This window comes from Paenibacillus sp. GSMTC-2017, from assembly GCF_016019935.1.
GTDB lineage: Bacteria > Bacillota > Bacilli > Paenibacillales > Paenibacillaceae > Pristimantibacillus.
On the sequence record NZ_JAECMT010000003.1, the window covers coordinates 398,180 to 413,339 of the forward strand.

Annotated in this window: 16 protein-coding genes; 13 read left to right on the plus strand and 3 right to left on the minus strand. The window is 39.2% G+C overall.

Annotated elements, in window-relative coordinates; translation table 11 throughout:
• The first annotated feature begins 206 nt into the window (after window positions 1–206).
• Genes I6N90_RS13805 through I6N90_RS13815 form a run of 3 tightly spaced genes read left to right on the plus strand, consistent with a single transcriptional unit; the run spans window position 207 to window position 1,425 of the window.
• A complete protein-coding gene (locus I6N90_RS13805) occupies window positions 207–512 on the plus strand; it encodes a hypothetical protein (RefSeq protein WP_197936189.1) in 306 nt (101 codons plus the stop codon).
• Between the two features lie 51 nt (window positions 513–563).
• Window positions 564–1,028 carry a hypothetical protein gene (locus tag I6N90_RS13810; RefSeq protein WP_197936190.1) on the plus strand — a complete coding sequence of 155 codons (465 nt, stop codon included), beginning with the start codon at window positions 564–566 and terminating at the stop codon, window positions 1,026–1,028.
• 28 nt (window positions 1,029–1,056) lie between these two features.
• Window positions 1,057–1,425 (plus strand): hypothetical protein, encoded by a 369-nt coding sequence (locus I6N90_RS13815; RefSeq protein WP_197936191.1) that lies wholly within the window; start codon window positions 1,057–1,059, stop codon window positions 1,423–1,425.
• Between the two features lie 48 nt (window positions 1,426–1,473).
• Here I6N90_RS13815 and I6N90_RS24800 read toward each other — a convergent pair whose 3' ends face one another.
• Complete coding sequence (locus I6N90_RS24800) at window positions 1,474–3,720, minus strand: tetratricopeptide repeat-containing glycosyltransferase family 2 protein (protein ID WP_332262456.1); 2,247 nt, start codon at window positions 3,718–3,720, stop codon at window positions 1,474–1,476.
• Window positions 3,721–3,866: 146 nt separating this feature from the next.
• Between I6N90_RS24800 and I6N90_RS13830 the strand changes: the two genes are divergently transcribed.
• The 8 genes from I6N90_RS13830 to I6N90_RS13865 all read left to right on the plus strand — a co-directional run bounded on the left by I6N90_RS13830 (window position 3,867) and on the right by I6N90_RS13865 (window position 10,027).
• Window positions 3,867–4,253, plus strand: a complete 387-nt coding sequence (locus I6N90_RS13830; RefSeq protein WP_197936192.1) for a DUF3221 domain-containing protein — start codon at window positions 3,867–3,869, stop codon at window positions 4,251–4,253.
• Window positions 4,254–4,352: 99 nt separating this feature from the next.
• On the plus strand, window positions 4,353–5,345 hold the full coding sequence (locus tag I6N90_RS13835; RefSeq protein ID WP_197936193.1) for an alpha/beta hydrolase: 993 nt from the start codon (window positions 4,353–4,355) through the stop codon (window positions 5,343–5,345).
• A gap of 252 nt (window positions 5,346–5,597) precedes the next feature.
• On the plus strand, window positions 5,598–6,359 hold the full coding sequence (locus I6N90_RS13840; RefSeq protein ID WP_197936194.1) for a class I SAM-dependent methyltransferase: 762 nt from the start codon (window positions 5,598–5,600) through the stop codon (window positions 6,357–6,359).
• 104 nt (window positions 6,360–6,463) lie between these two features.
• Window positions 6,464–7,759 carry an MFS transporter gene (locus I6N90_RS13845; protein ID WP_197936195.1) on the plus strand — a complete coding sequence of 432 codons (1,296 nt, stop codon included), beginning with the start codon at window positions 6,464–6,466 and terminating at the stop codon, window positions 7,757–7,759.
• Complete coding sequence (locus I6N90_RS13850) at window positions 7,749–8,408, plus strand: HD domain-containing protein (RefSeq protein WP_197936196.1); 660 nt, start codon at window positions 7,749–7,751, stop codon at window positions 8,406–8,408. The genes I6N90_RS13845 and I6N90_RS13850 overlap by 11 nt, the downstream gene beginning before the upstream one ends.
• Before the next feature lie 105 nt (window positions 8,409–8,513).
• Window positions 8,514–8,858 carry a hypothetical protein gene (locus I6N90_RS13855; RefSeq protein WP_197936197.1) on the plus strand — a complete coding sequence of 115 codons (345 nt, stop codon included), beginning with the start codon at window positions 8,514–8,516 and terminating at the stop codon, window positions 8,856–8,858.
• 135 nt (window positions 8,859–8,993) lie between these two features.
• Window positions 8,994–9,347, plus strand: a complete 354-nt coding sequence (locus I6N90_RS13860) for a hypothetical protein (protein ID WP_197936198.1) — start codon at window positions 8,994–8,996, stop codon at window positions 9,345–9,347.
• Between the two features lie 131 nt (window positions 9,348–9,478).
• On the plus strand, window positions 9,479–10,027 hold the full coding sequence (locus I6N90_RS13865) for a GNAT family N-acetyltransferase (RefSeq protein WP_197936199.1): 549 nt from the start codon (window positions 9,479–9,481) through the stop codon (window positions 10,025–10,027).
• 1,213 nt (window positions 10,028–11,240) lie between these two features.
• On the opposite strand, the gene I6N90_RS13870 is transcribed toward I6N90_RS13865, so the two are convergent.
• Both I6N90_RS13870 and I6N90_RS13875 read right to left on the minus strand, forming a co-directional pair.
• Window positions 11,241–12,836 (minus strand): copper amine oxidase N-terminal domain-containing protein, encoded by a 1,596-nt coding sequence (locus I6N90_RS13870; RefSeq protein WP_232242987.1) that lies wholly within the window; start codon window positions 12,834–12,836, stop codon window positions 11,241–11,243.
• 111 nt (window positions 12,837–12,947) lie between these two features.
• Window positions 12,948–13,718 carry a MerR family transcriptional regulator gene (locus I6N90_RS13875; protein ID WP_197936201.1) on the minus strand — a complete coding sequence of 257 codons (771 nt, stop codon included), beginning with the start codon at window positions 13,716–13,718 and terminating at the stop codon, window positions 12,948–12,950.
• A gap of 189 nt (window positions 13,719–13,907) precedes the next feature.
• On the opposite strand from I6N90_RS13875, the gene I6N90_RS13880 reads away from it, so the two are divergent.
• Window positions 13,908–14,669, plus strand: coding sequence for an SDR family NAD(P)-dependent oxidoreductase (locus I6N90_RS13880; RefSeq protein WP_197936202.1), 762 nt, complete (start codon window positions 13,908–13,910; stop codon window positions 14,667–14,669).
• 24 nt (window positions 14,670–14,693) lie between these two features.
• The gene (locus I6N90_RS13885; RefSeq protein WP_197936203.1) at window positions 14,694–15,053 is read left to right on the plus strand and encodes a Lin0512 family protein; all 360 of its coding nucleotides are present in this window, start codon (window positions 14,694–14,696) and stop codon (window positions 15,051–15,053) included.
• Window positions 15,054–15,160: the final 107 nt, after the last annotated feature.

Below are 15,160 nucleotides of genomic sequence, written 5' to 3' on the forward strand. Positions count from 1 at the left end.
ATGAAGTACAATACATCGCTAGTGCATTATCGTATGTAAAGTGAGCATCTCCTGCAGTCAAAATGATTGTAGGAGATGTGTTACATATACATAATTTCTTTTGACATTTCCTCATAAAGATGATTAAGAGGACATATATGTAATGATGTAGGCTTTTGATAACTAAGATAACTTGAGAAATGATAGCCAAAAGGAGATTGATATCAATGTCGATGCCTAATGTGCCTAATATAACTCCAATAATCACTTTGGAACGCGAAAAAGTGATCAATTTACTACTAACATCTATTGCGCTTGAAGAGATCGGATTGTCGCATCTTCTTAATGCAGAAGCAGAGAAAATACAAAGTGTTCTCAAACACAAGGACTTTTGTTTAGGGGATGCGCTTCTTGTGAACGAAAGCGTAGAACGCATGTTACGTAACATCATTAAAAATCAAATGCTGTTACAGTTTAAACTTGAGGATGTTATTCGACTGGATCATAAACACGATCATCATTTTGAGGAATAGATTGTATTAAGCTATGAGTGATGTCCACATTAGTTAAGAAGGAGGGAGTACATGCACTCTTTTTCAGGAGACAGCATCCCATCAATGTCTGAAGCTCTGTCTCATCTTATCGAGTCAATTGCCTTAGAGGAAAAAGCATTATCAAAGCTAGTTACGTCAGAAGCTAACAAAATCGAGGCATTCGTCGGTAAGCAACGTAACTTTCCACTTCATCCTTCGTCGGAAGACATTATTCGGTTTAATGATTCAGTAATAAGTGTTCTGGACTCTATACAAATGGCAGAGTGGCTATTGTTTAAAAAACTACATACTATCGCCCAACTATCAAATTGGAGTGAGGACAAAGCTCGTATATCAAATGTTGAAACTTTGGAAGAGTCCGCCCAAATCATTGAGGTTGAGCAATTAGCGTTAGATGAAGAAAGTATTGAAGCAACGGATCAAGAAATAGAAACGGATCAAGAAGAGGTCAAGGATCAAGAAATAGAAACGGATCAAGAAGAAGATAAACAGTAAATAGTTAAAGAACGAGAGGTGGCGTGCAGTGAGTAGGGGAACACAATCAACTTCAATACTGATTGCAGCGATACTGCATCTGGTTAAGGCGCTTCATAAAAGGAAGAAGGGAATGCAGCGGGGTGTCCGGTTGAAAATTGAGAACCAGATTTCTATGCTCATTCATCAGATTGCAGAGATTCATATGGCAGTTAAGCGCAATGAAATTATGCATAGAGATGCGAAGAGTACCTTTAAAGTGGAAATATCTGCATTAAAAAATATAGATTCTGGGGATCATATGGCTCATGACTTGTCTGAAACGATAACGTTATTAAAGTTATGGGAATTTAACGATCCCTCTGTAGTATCACATTTGGAGGAAAAGCTTCGTTATTTACAACAATATTATCATTGAAGATAGTAAATAAGACGGCAGTAATTACTGCCGCCGCAATGATTTATATTAGTTCGTTCCTCCAAATGAATAAATGTTATGTTGCTTCATGAAATAAACCCGGTTGGCTAGTAGTTCTGGATGATCAGGATAATAATGAAGTGCAGATTCATTGTAGTCGTAAGCTATTTTATATTGTCCTAGCCTATTGTAGCTTTGACACAGCTTTAGGAGAGGTAACCATGTCTTGTAGTCTTTATTAGGCGGCAGTTTGTCATAATCGTCTTCAGGAGATTCTATAGCTTGCTTATACCATTCAATTGCAGTAGAATCACTATTTCTATCCGAATGCCATTCACCGATTTTGTAACATACTTCAGCTGGTGGAAAACCAAATTCGAACGTTCTGAACAATGCTTGAATACGAAGATCGTGTTGCTGTAGTTTGCCTGCACATTCTGACAACTTACAGCATGCTGTTACATGCTCACGTACGGATTTGGGTTGTTCGTTTAAGTATTTCGTATAATACACGATGGCTTTATCGTAAAGTTCATAATTAAACAACTCATTTGCATAACCTAGCGTTTCGTATGGTGATAATGAAAGTTCGGCCTCTAGACGGCTTTTGTAGATGCAGAGATTGCGTTCTGTTGATCGAAGACCTCTTTTATGAATAATGGCGATATCACTTTGCAGTGTAGTGCCATTCACAGATAAATAGTCATTTAAAGCACCTTGCCATTGGAAATGGGATCTACTGCGTACAAGTCGATTACATCGTAGAGTAGAAGTTAAACGTTCATTTGCATCAAATAGTTGGTGATACAGCATAGATACACAATCCACTTCAGCGGTGAGTCTACCTTTAAGTGATAGTAGACGTTCTTGAGCCTCCGAAGTAACTATATCATCTGCATCAAGCCATAAAATAAAGTCCTTAGTAGCTTTGCTGAATGCAAAGTTGCGTGCTACGGAGAAGTCGTTGATCCATTCCATATCATAAATAATCGCTCCAAAAGATTCAGCAATTTCCTTCGTACGATCCATTGAGCCAGTATCTACGATGATTAACTCATCTATTATATCTATTACAGATTCAAGACATTGCTTAAGATGAGCTTCTTCATCTCGTACAATCATACACAAGCTTATGTTTATGCTTGAATGGTTCTGATTTTTCATTTCCTCAGCGTGTTCGGCAATCTCCACTTTTAGCTTCTTTAAAGCTTCCTTTGCTGGTTCATAGGTCGGACAAGTCTCTATGCTTCGTTTATAGGCCTCAATGGCACTCTCGAGATGTCGCTCCTGCTCAAAGCATCTTCCAATATAATAATGAGCTTGGAACGTACCAAGGCCATATAAAGTTAAATGGCGAGTCATCTTGTCACCGAGCTCCAAGCAATGCTCGAACGTTTCCCTCGCAAGTACGTAGCGCTTTTTTAGCCATAATACGACTCCCTTAATAAAATGGAGATCCACATAATCTGCATATAGTAGTATAGCTTTGTCTATGCCTGGCCATATTCCTTCGTAAGTACCATAGGAGAGCATAGTCTCATACTTCAAACGATAGATTAAGGATGGCGGCAGTTGATTGGATTTAATGAATGCAAGGATAGATTTATTAACTGAATCATATGCTTTTTGATATTCGCTCATTTGGTTATATTCACTTGCAATATGGTAGTGTACCCAAGGGTTTGTATCCTCTTTATCCAGTTCTTGAAGAAGCATGGTTAGGTTGCGTTCTGACTTGTTTTTTTGTGTTCTTACGGGGTCTAAATAGCCGTAGTGATGCAAATTAGTAGCTAAGTAATGGATTCGATTCTCTTTTATATTTAGTTCCTTAACATTTAGACGTTCATGGATTCGTCCTTGAAACTTAAAGCCGATATGGTTGCGGAACAGTCTATGCTGCTGCACATGGTAAGCTCTATCGACACTTACAGGATAATCGCCAAAATAATTGATGAGTCCGATAACGCCCATATCTTTATCGTTCCAGCCAAGTACATCCCGTATTAATCCACGACTTGACTCCGCTAATATTTCGTCTGCATCCAGCCATAGAATCCAGTCTCCTGTAGCATGCTGTAGACCGTAATTACGAGCTGCTGCAAAGTCTTCATTCCATTCATAGCGTAGTACAATCGCACCATAGGATTCGCATATTTTAATGGTGTCATCAGTTGAACCAGTATCGACAATTATGATCTCATCAACGACAGAATGTACATGTTCGAGACATTCCTTAATAAAACCATCTTCATTTCGGACAATCATACATAATGAAAGACGTGGAGCAAGTTGCACAGATCTTTCCTCCTTACGCGAGCATTTACACCTATGATATGTTTTGGCGCTATTGAGGTGCTTATGTTCATTTGGCTTTGTTTCGAATTTGGAAAGATAGGGTAAGAAATAATAGATGAACATAAATGAGATGAGGGGTATTAAAAATGAAAAAAGAATTAGGGATTATTATGATGACATTACTGCTAGTGGGTTGTTCTTCTAATGGACCAAAAGAAACGACGAATGAAACGACCAATGGAACATGGGATTACCGTGAAGGTAATGTACTGGCTAAACAATCGACAAAGCTTCTAGTTGTAGATAGTACAGATGTAACAGAAATCGAGTTAAAGCCAGAGCTGGAAACAGTGGAACAAATTTTAAAAGTTGTTCAACCGGAAGCTGTTTGGGTAACACCAATTAACGAATCAGAGCTAGAAGCAGTCGAGGTTGGGGACGAAGTAAGTTTGGAAATTACCGGAGATATTTCGGACTCTTACCCAGCAGAGGCGTCAGCTAAACGAATCACTGTCATCGACAAAACGCAATAAATAGGAAATAATTAGAAATTAATTTTCTCTTTTTATGCCTACTATTCAATTCTATAATGGTATATAGATACGAATAGGCGGCAGTAAGGAGGGAGTAAAATGAATGCGATTCCAATTAGGGATAGATGTATTCGAATGATCGTAGCCACGCTTTGTTTTCCACTTACAATCGTACAGACAGTAATCGCAAAGCTATACGCGAAAAAATATCGTCAACCAGGAGAACTTGTTGCTATTGGTACGGATCATCTTCATGCAATTATTACGGGTAATGGTAAATCGACCGTCGTTCTTGAATCAGGAATGGGTGGGGTATCACTTGATTGGTCTCTCGTACAACACGAAATATCGGGACATGCAACGGTGCTTTCTTATGATCGAGCTGGATTCGGCTTTAGCAATCGATTATTAAAGATGCCAACTTGTCAGCAATATGTGGAAGATCTTAGATGCCTACTTCATACTAAACAACTAAAACCTCCATACATATTAGTAGGACATTCCTATGGGGGAATGATCATAAGGTTATTTGCCTCACAATATCGGGATGAGGTTGCTGGGCTCGTTTTGGTAGATGCAGCACATGAAAGTAGATTTATACCGAAGGAAATGGGTGCGATAGGTAAGGAGAAAAGGCGCATCAGCAGGAAATTGTTAAGATTGGGTTACTTGCTGTCTCCGATAGCTATTCCTCGTTTTATGAAAAGACATATCGGATCGAGAAATTTACCATCATCCATACAAAAGGTTATCAAACAACGAGGATACCGTAATGAAGCATATCGAACTGCTTATGCAGAGATGCTATGTACCGAAATGAGTGCGGAGCAGCTTGTTGCCGCACCTCCTCTTCCTAATCATATGCCAGTTATCGTAATGAGCGCGGGGAAGCAGGACGAAGAATGGAAGAAAGGTCAAGAGAAACTGTTAGATATAACAGGGAAAGTGACCCATATCAATGTTGAGGATAGCTGGCATTCTATCCAAGTTCATAGACCGGATACAGTCATTGCAGCGATTAAGAGTTCGCTATTCATTGGTAACAATTGCAACGATAAAGTTGGAAACGTGCAAAAAAACTCGATCATCTAAATGATGATCGAGTTTTTTTCATTCGCATCGTTTACGATTCTTAATTACATTGCGATTGCCATCCTTCATGATACTCTTCACAGTAGTCTATCAGTTGGTAGTTTTTGCAATGCGAGAGAATGTCTATAACCATTTAGTAACAGAAATTTGTTGGTAAAAAATAAATATAGTTGAACTTACACGATCCAAATGGTATCGGTTAAGTTATCATTTTGAAAGTAGCATATAGATAATTTTGGAAGGTGCGGTGTAATGTCTATGAATGGGTCTTATGAAGGAATTGAAGCCGATACTTATGATTTGTGGTTTGTAGGAGACAGCTCCGAAGAATCTGATTTTTACGAAACCTGTATGAAGGAAGTACCTGGGCCAGCGCTTGAAATAGGCTCTGGTACGGGTAGATTACTGCTACCTTATCTTCAAAAGGGATATGATGTCCACGGTGTAGAACCTTCAAAACAGATGAATGATATTTGCAAAGCGAAGGGGAAACAAATTGGCGTAGATCCAGTGCTCTACGATCAGTATATGCAACATTTGGACCTTACTTTATCCTATAAAACGATCTACATTCCGCTAGCGTCATTTATGCTTGTTGCTGATCGTGATGAAGCGATTAAAGCATTAGAACTTATGTACCTTCATTTGGAAGAGGATGGACAAGTTATTATTCCTCTATTTATCCCGCGCGAGCAATTGTCTAGCCCTAAGAAGGAGTGGACTATTCGCCGATGTGGAGAACGTGAGGATGGCGCTACTATTGTCGTGAATCAATCGTCGGACATCGCCTTCAATGATCAAATTCAAACGAATTGGAATAGATACGAGATTTATCATGCGGGCAAGTTGGTAGAATCTAACTTCGAAGTTATGAAATTACGTTGGTATTACCGCTATGAGTTCGAAATGATGTTAGAGCGCGCTGGCTTCCGTGACGTTTCCCTATATCGGGGTTATGATCGTAGCCCGTTATCTGCCGATCAGTCGTTTATGATCTTCCGAGCTCGTAAGTAAGCGTCCCTATTGAAATTGTCAGCATAACTAATGATTGCAACGTTATAGCAATCGCAGTATGCTTTAGGAAGAGTTTGACAATTTCAAATGGGCGGGTGAGACTTATGTCACAGAACAGAGCAATTAATTCACCATGGATGTATGCGTTCGGGATGTTAGCGATGATGATTCCAAGCCATGCATTTAGTACGTTTTATGTGTTTTATTATTCCGATGAACTAAATTTAGGTCTTGGACTGCTTACACTCGGTCGTTTGATTTATTTAATTTGGGACGCTGTTAATCAACCGCTAGCTGGTTACTTATCGGATCGAACAAATACGAAATACGGACGTAGAAAGCCATGGATAAACATCTCGATTCCGCTATTTATGCTTTCCTTTATTATGGTGTTTAGTCCACCAGGGGGAATGTCGGAGTTCGGTTTGTTTACATGGTTCCTTATAACGCTTCTAATATTTGAGGCGGTTGCTACAATTCTTTGGGTCAATTACGGTGCGTTATTCCCTGAGCTATTCCGAGGTGGAGAGCAACGTGTAAAGGCATCCTCTATCCAGCAGGCTTATCAGATCATCGCCATTCTTATCGTGTCGGTAGCTGCTCCAATTATCATTGACGCACTAGGATACGGAAAAATGTCCATCATCTTAGCCCTGCTATTTGTCTTATTTATGTTCATATGTATGCGCTTTACTAAAGAGGATGAGAATGCTCGAAGTGCCCCGCAAATGAAATTAAAGGAAGCTTTTTCTTCAACACTTACGAATAAACCTTTCTGGATTTTCAATCTATCCAACTCATTTGCCCAAACAGTAAATGGCTTACTTAGTGCAACGATACCGTTTTATGCGAAATATGTCCTCAAAATACCAGTAGAGCAAGTTACCATTTTACTCGCTTCTATATTCGTTTCAGTTATACCATTGGTTGGGGTATGGTACTACCTTATTCGGAAGATGGAGCCCGTTAAAGCATGGCGATTATCATTGTTCGCCTATGCATTGTCCGTTATTCCGCTTTGGTTCGGCAGCAGTTTAGTAGGCGGTATTATTGCTGGTATCATTGTTGGTTTTGGTTTGGCTGGTTTCTTTGTTACTCCTGCACTTGTTAATAGTGTCATTATTGATCGTGATTTTGCTGCGACAGGGCGTAGAAGGGAAGGCGTCTATACTGCGGTAGCTGGATTTATCAACCGTTCAAGTGGCCTAATTTCGGCACTTGCTTTCCTTATCGTTGGTGTTATATTTGGATACGAAAATGGAGATAACCCAGGTAATGACCCAGAAACGACGTTCCGAGTTCTTATTAGTTTAATTCCATTTATTTTGCTTACGATTTCGATTATTTTATCTTATTTTGTAAAGCTTAAGGGCGAGGGAAACAAAGGTTATGACAATTAAAGAGGAACAAAAGAAGATTATTGAAGCCGCAACGAAGTTTGCTAGAGCGTTCCATGAAAATGATGTAACTGGTCATGATTGGTGGCATATTCATCGTGTAGTGGCAATGACGGAGCGTTTGGCAAAAGAGGAAGGTGCAGATCAGTTCGTTAGCCTTATCGCGGCACTTCTGCATGATGTAGCTGATGAGAAGCTGAATGATTCCAAAGAAGCTGGAATACGTAATGTAGAGGATTGGATGTTAAGTCAGCAGATAGGGACAGAGGATAGAGAGCATGTCATAGAGATTATATCGAGGATGTCGTATAACGGTGGGAAAAACCCGCCTATGCGTACATTGGAAGGCAAGGTCGTTCAAGATGCAGACCGACTAGATGCGATAGGCGCGATTGCAATTGCAAGATGTTTTCTGTATGCCGGGTTTACAGGTGATCAGATATACGATCCTTCACTCGCTCCGCGTGAGATGATGACGAAAGAGGAATATCGGAACGGGAAGAGTACGGCAATCAATCATTTTTATGAAAAACTATTAAAGCTTAAAGATCGTATTAATACGGTCTCAGGTAAGCGGATTGCTGAAGAGCGGCACCGCTTTATGGCGAACTATTTGGAGCAGTTTCATTTGGAATGGGATGGGCGTGTTTGACGATAAAGGTTCAAGAACATAATTGCTGACTCCCATCTTGCGTGTTTCTGTGCGGATGTGGTAGGGTAGACAAAATAACTACCCGATGAATAGGAGTTAGCGCCGATGTACGAAATAACGATAGATTTGGTGAATGATTGGATCAACACAGTGAAGGAAGTGCTGCGCGGATCTGGATATACGCTAGAGGATGGATTGACGAATGAAGAAATCGCTTTGCGGTATTTCTTGCATTCTCAACCTGAGGAACAAGCGCTTGAGCTTGCAACAGATACGATGAATCGACTGCGTGAGATGCAAGAGATTGTGATCAGTCATATTGAGTCTACAATTGTCCCAGATATTCGTAGCAGAACAAAGTATGAAGGTAATGTGTTTCAGTTCAATTGGGTTTACGATCAAGGTGAACATATTGTTGAACTCAACTCGGAATATCGAATTCCACTATAGACAAGTTAGCAGAGTAAAGATCGCACTATCCGGCTCAATGAGCTTGGTGGGGAGCGGTCTTTTTTGTTAAGGAAGTTGTTGATACTGTACTGTTGTAATAATATAACAAAAAATATTTCGAAAGGGGTGCACAATATGGGCGTTTCACTTTATTATAGCGTAGAACGTTCAGTACCATTAACAAATGAAGAAGATAGCGCAATTGAGGAAACGGTTAGTAAGTTTCAACAATCTTTTGAGTTTCAAGACGAGGGAGAAGATTTCTGTATTTATGAGCTAAATTCATCCGAACCTCAATATATTTTCCGTGGAGCGACAAAATTGCCAATGGGAGATGTTGAGGATATGTTAAGTGCTTGCTTGCATTGGGCAGCTTGTTTAACAGCGATTCGTCATATTATAAAAGATGGGGATTGGAGCGTTCATTTAGACGATCACGACTTGCTTTGGTGTGATGAAACAGGTTGGTATCTATCGGACGAGTTTTAATTAATAATCGTTTAATTAATGAGGCAGTTCCAGTTTGGTTATATCTGTTTGTTACCATAAAACCCAATAATGAAATGATAAAATAAATAGGAGTGGGTAAATAGACAAACTACGGCTGGGAGTGTGAGGTTGTGATTTTATTAGGAGATCGATTAGTGCTTACCCAAATAACGCATAATGATTTAGATTTTGTTTGCAATGTAGAATGTGATCAAAACTTATGGTACTACGAGGACTTTGTACATTCAGATTTAGATGTTGTACGGGAAAATTACATAGAGAAGATTGAAGAGGAAGGGGAGCGAAGCAGCTACGATTTTATCGTATCGATAAAAGGGGATGACCATAAGACACCAATTGGCCTAGCGCAGATTTGGCAATACGTTGATAATCGAAAGAGCTGGGAGTTAGGTTTTGCGATCCTTCCAGGTTTTGAGAGACAGGGGTATGGGCAAGAATCAGTTAAGCTCCTGATGGACTTTGCGTTTAATCAATTAAATGCACATAAAGTAGTAGGCATGTGTAACTCACTTAATATACGATCAGCAGCCATTATGGAACGTTTGGGTATGACTAAGGAAGCTGTATTTAAGGAAGAATTGAATTGGCATGATCAGTGGGTGGATCAAAACTTTTTCTCTATTTTGGAAAAGGAATATTATTCAAAGGTGCGGGAGTAAAGGAAACATAGTTTCATGAATAAACATAAGAGGGATTATTTTGAATAAAGAAGAGACGCTGGAAGACTTGGTCATGATTGAAGCTAATAAGGCAATACGCTGTTCAACGGAACACGATACTTTGTTGAAGCATACCGTTTGGCAGGAGAGTCATTGCTTGATGGGCTAGATGTTGATGAACGAGATTTTCTGATTAAGATAATTAGGGATGATGATATACAGAGTTAATGCTGTTCCCAAGAGGACATAGGATCCGTTATATATGTAAAAATGAATCAGAATGACATCTACGAGGACACAGGTTCCGTTATTTAGTCTATATGGAGCTAAAAAGCAGTAGATTTTCTGAATAAGAGATCCTATTTCCTCCAAAATAACAAAACAGGCGATATGTAACAAATAAGAGATCTGGTGTCCTCATCAATCTACTGTAATGGAAGATACTACAAGCCATTATAGTTAGGTTTTTTGCTTTATAGCAGTAGACTCAGTTAGTTCCCGTTGTAGGTTTCTGTGTTTTAATCAAAGTATAAGAAATGAGTGGATAAATAAAGGAGCCTTTAAATGACTAATGATCTATATAAATTTGAAATTTAATTTAATTTCGGATCATATACCTTGCTTCAGTGTAGTGAATGTGAACTTCATCAGATCAGTTAATTATTATATAGACTATAATAATTATTATGATGAAGTATCCTATTTGGAAGTGAGGTATGTTTATGAGGATCAAATTCTACAGAAGAGTTGAATCTCTTACTTAAATTCACTGACGTATCGTCATTATCTTTATCAAGATTTGGGGCTTTAATCAAATATCAGGTTTCAAAATAGATGATATGAGAGAACAGGGTTGGGGTAATGATTTGAGATATTTTGTACATGATTATGAAGAAAGTATAATGGAGTTTTATTGTAGTTTAATCGAAGTTCTTTCTGTTGAAGAGGTAATCTTCTAGCCAATATTTTTTTATAAATGAATTCTTGATTAATATGAAGGATATTGGCGATAGTGTTTTTTATATGATATTTTTGGTTTTCAGAAAAAAAAAGACGTTTACTATTGCCACAAAAGCTTTTGGTTATAGTTACAATAAATATTCAAACTCGATTCTCGGCTATCGCTTTTAACCTAATAAAATCACTTAAAAAGAAACCTCACATCCGCATTGAAAGTGGATGCGAGGTTTCTTCATTTATTGCGATAGTGATCTTACTTCCAATGCTTCTCTTCAAAACGCAATTGCGCTTGAAGCCTTAATTGAGCTAGCTGTTGCTTGGTTAATGCAGGCAACTTAGGATCAGTTTTTATGAGTACAAGCTTTGATTCTGCGTTCCAGTTAACCGTTGCACCGAACGCTTCGGCTATCACTTTTGCAGGTGCATAGGTAACGCCAGATGTCGTCTGAGGTGGAGCACTGAGCGTATGTGCTTTACCATTAATATAAGCTGTCTTTGAACCAATCGTTATGGCAACTTTAACATCGCCTTTAGTAGCTGTTAGTTTCTTCTTAGCGGGTTCCCAGGTAACCTTAGCACCAAACTTCCCTACTATTTCACGGAATGGAACGAGTATCACTCCTTTACTATTAATAGGAGTGTTCTTGAGCTCAGCAAGCTCATTGTTCCATACGACAGCGGCTTTATAGTCAATATCTTTAGGAGCTGCTGCTAGGTCAATTAGCCAGTCGCTCGCTGGTGGAAGCTTAACGGGAAGCGGTTCATGAAGAAAGTTTAACCACTCACCTGTCTGTGCGTCAATATAAGGATGTGGCTCTTGATAATATAATGGCACTCCGGCTTTTAATTGCAATCGATATGCAAGTTCGGCTTTATTAGGTGTTGTGTCCAAATAATAAAGTTCAAGATCATATAAAGCGAGCAGTCTATGTTTTGCATATTCTGCCGGATACTTCGCTTTTACTTTTGCAGGTGGTGGTGGATTTATAGGCTCATGGCCTTTAAAAAACTTCCCGTTTGCATTTAGCTTGTAAGAACCTTGTGTCGTATAAATAAGCTTGAACTTGCCAGGCTCTTTGAGTGATTCATGATTAACTAGTGTAGGTTTGATCGCATTAAACAAGATTCGGCCAGCTTCGGAAGCGCTGATTTTAGTTTTAGGGTTCACGAAATCAACTTTAGACCAGTGGGTATAATATTTAGCTACCTTACCAGTCCATCCATTTAAAGATATCGTAATATTGTTGGAAGGATAAATAATGCCGTTATGCGTTCGGTCGAATTTGACAAAAGGTCCAGTACCATGTCTGTATAGCTCATATTCAGAAATTGGATCATCACTAAGTTTCCAATCAGCATCTATTTTCCATTGATGACTTTTGAAAAATTTGGTTGCTGCTACTGTCGCTTTGGACAGAGGTAATTTTGGGCTATCGATTGTACAGGGTTCGGGACACGCTTCGTCACCAACAACAACTTCCTCTGAAAAATGTAGCAGCTCACCCGTAGCTGCGCTAAGTGAAATAAATCCTCGTTCATTAATAACTAATTTATTAGTTGGATCTTCAACCGTATAACCGATTTGCCAACTCTCAATTGGCTTTGTATATTTAATAACTTCAATTTTAGCTTCTTCTTCAGGCAATAGCTTTAATTGCTTTGCTCTTTCAATAGCCTGCGTTTTGTCAGTAATCTTAACTGCTGAAAGCGTAGTTACGGAATTTGCAGCTTCTACCTTAGGAAGAATAGTAAATGTGGAGCTCCCGAGTGTAATTGCTACAATTAGAAGCAACTTCATTAATAAATCTCTCTTCTTCATGGGGTCGGCTTTTTGAGTATGATTCATCATGCACCACCTTTATCCATTTTATATAAAAATTATATAAATGATTAGACGGTCATTTTTATGAAAGGTTGCAGTGGGATGCTAGTTTTTTCAACAAAAGAAGGTTAAGGAATCTCAAAACAGCCCCTTATCCTTCATATAATGCTCCATTACTTGTTGTATCCACACATCCTCGTCTGGAGTAAAAGGCGAGGGTGCCAAAGCTTCGAGTTCTTTAATTTTGTCTTCGTCAATTTCGGCTAGTCCGGCTAGCGCTTCAAAGGTATCTTCTCCTACATAACCTAAATTCAACTTGATCTGCTCGTCTACCATTTGCTGAACCTCAGGATCTTCAACTGGTCTGCCTACTAAGCGCCTTACCTCTTGAATGAGCTTTACATATTGTTTGTCGAGCTCCTCCATCTCTTCATCAGATCGGTCAAATAGCCCCTTTATCGTCTTCGACTCTACATATTTTCCAAGCCATTCTCGTTGCTCCTTCTCTGTCTGAATACTACGAATGATGCTGATAAGCACTTCACTATCAATGACTTTGGTTTCATCAAGTAACGCTATTGCCCGTTGGATCGCTTTTAACGTCGTATCGATATGTGCCTTTTTTGCTTCCAACTCACTTTTCTGAGCAAGCAGTGTTTCTTGCAAGTCGGCATCGAATTGTTGCTGTTTTACGAGTGTAACGATTTGCTCTAAGCTATAACCAAGAAATTTGAAGGTAACGATCTTTTGTAAGGTTACAAGATCTGTATGGGCATATTGACGATGTCCGGACTTCGTGTCTTTATTTGCTTTAAGTAAACCAATCTCATCGTAATAGTGAAGAGTGCGAATAGAAATGCCAGTAAGTTTAGAAAATTGTCCAATCGAATAAATAACAGGTTTAGTCATTTCATAACCACCTTTGATCGTATCAACTATGTACTTGTTATCATTTTACAACCTCACGTAACTGTAGGTACAACATTTTTTTAGTTGATTCACGTTAAGTGGTGCCATCTTCAATATGGTAAAATGAATACAGCTGTGAAATAGTGGAATTTTCATATAAAAGTAACTATATGGAGAGGTGAATTTAAGTTGAAGCCAAATTTCAGTATCGAAGGTAAAGTTGCAATCATCACAGGCGCAAGCAAAGGAATCGGTTATGGGCTGGCGAAAGCAATCGCTGAATCGGGTGCGAAGGTAGCTCTTACTGCAAGAGATAGTAATGATCTAACACAACTAGTTTCGGACATTCGTGCCGAAGGAGGAATAGCTTCAGCATATTCCCTTGATGTACGCGACATTGGTGCAATTCGTGATGTGTTTCAGCAAATAGTAACTGACTTCGGACATATGGATATTCTCGTTAATAACGCAGGTTTAGGCGAAGGTATGTTAGCTGAGGATGTTACCGAGCAATATTGGGATGACATGCTTGATGTTAATTTGAAAGGTGTATTTTTCTGTTGTCAGGCTGCAGGTCGTTACATGTTAGAGCAAGGTAATGGAAAGATTGTTAATATAAGCTCACAAGTTAGCATCGTCGGAATTCCAGAAGGGGTTGCGTATTGTGCTTCGAAAGGCGGAGTTAATCAATTAACAAAGGTGCTTGCGCTTGAGTGGTCTAGTCGGGGAGTCAATATTAATGCGGTAGGACCAACATTCATACATACGCCGGGCACTGCTGAGCGGCTAGAAATACCAGAATTTAAGGCGAATGTACTTTCACGTATACCGATAGGCAGAATCGGAACGATAGAAGATGTTGCTGGAGCAGTTATTTACTTAGCATCTCCAGCGTCTGATCTTGTAACCGGTACCTTGTTAGTTGTAGATGGCGGCTGGACAGCACAATAATTTTTTAGGATGGGAGACAACATAATGGATAAATTATTGTTCGTAGAAATTGGAATGGGGATCGATCTTCATGGGCAAAATGTGACCAAAGCAGCGGTTCGAGCGGTACAAAACGCTATTCATCATAACTCAATGCCAGGCATTAGATCCGTATTGCCTGATGGTGACTTGAACAATATGAAAGTTAATGTAAGACTTGCTGTGCCTGCTGACAAAGAAGCTTTGGATTTGGGTATAGTCCGAAAGGAACTTCCATATGGAAAAGTCAGCTTTGAAGTAGTAGATGGCGGCATGCTCACAACTAGCGGAATCGTATTAGCTGACAAAGAAGATCGTAATGATCTTGCTTATGTCGTCATAGCATCTGTTGAAGTAGGTTATTAAAGAAACAAATGTGACAACTTTGTAATGTGCCCTGCAAGAAAGTTCGATGGTTGCTAATGGTGTTCTGAATTATGATAAGAACAGGCCAAAGACAAAGGGGAGATTAC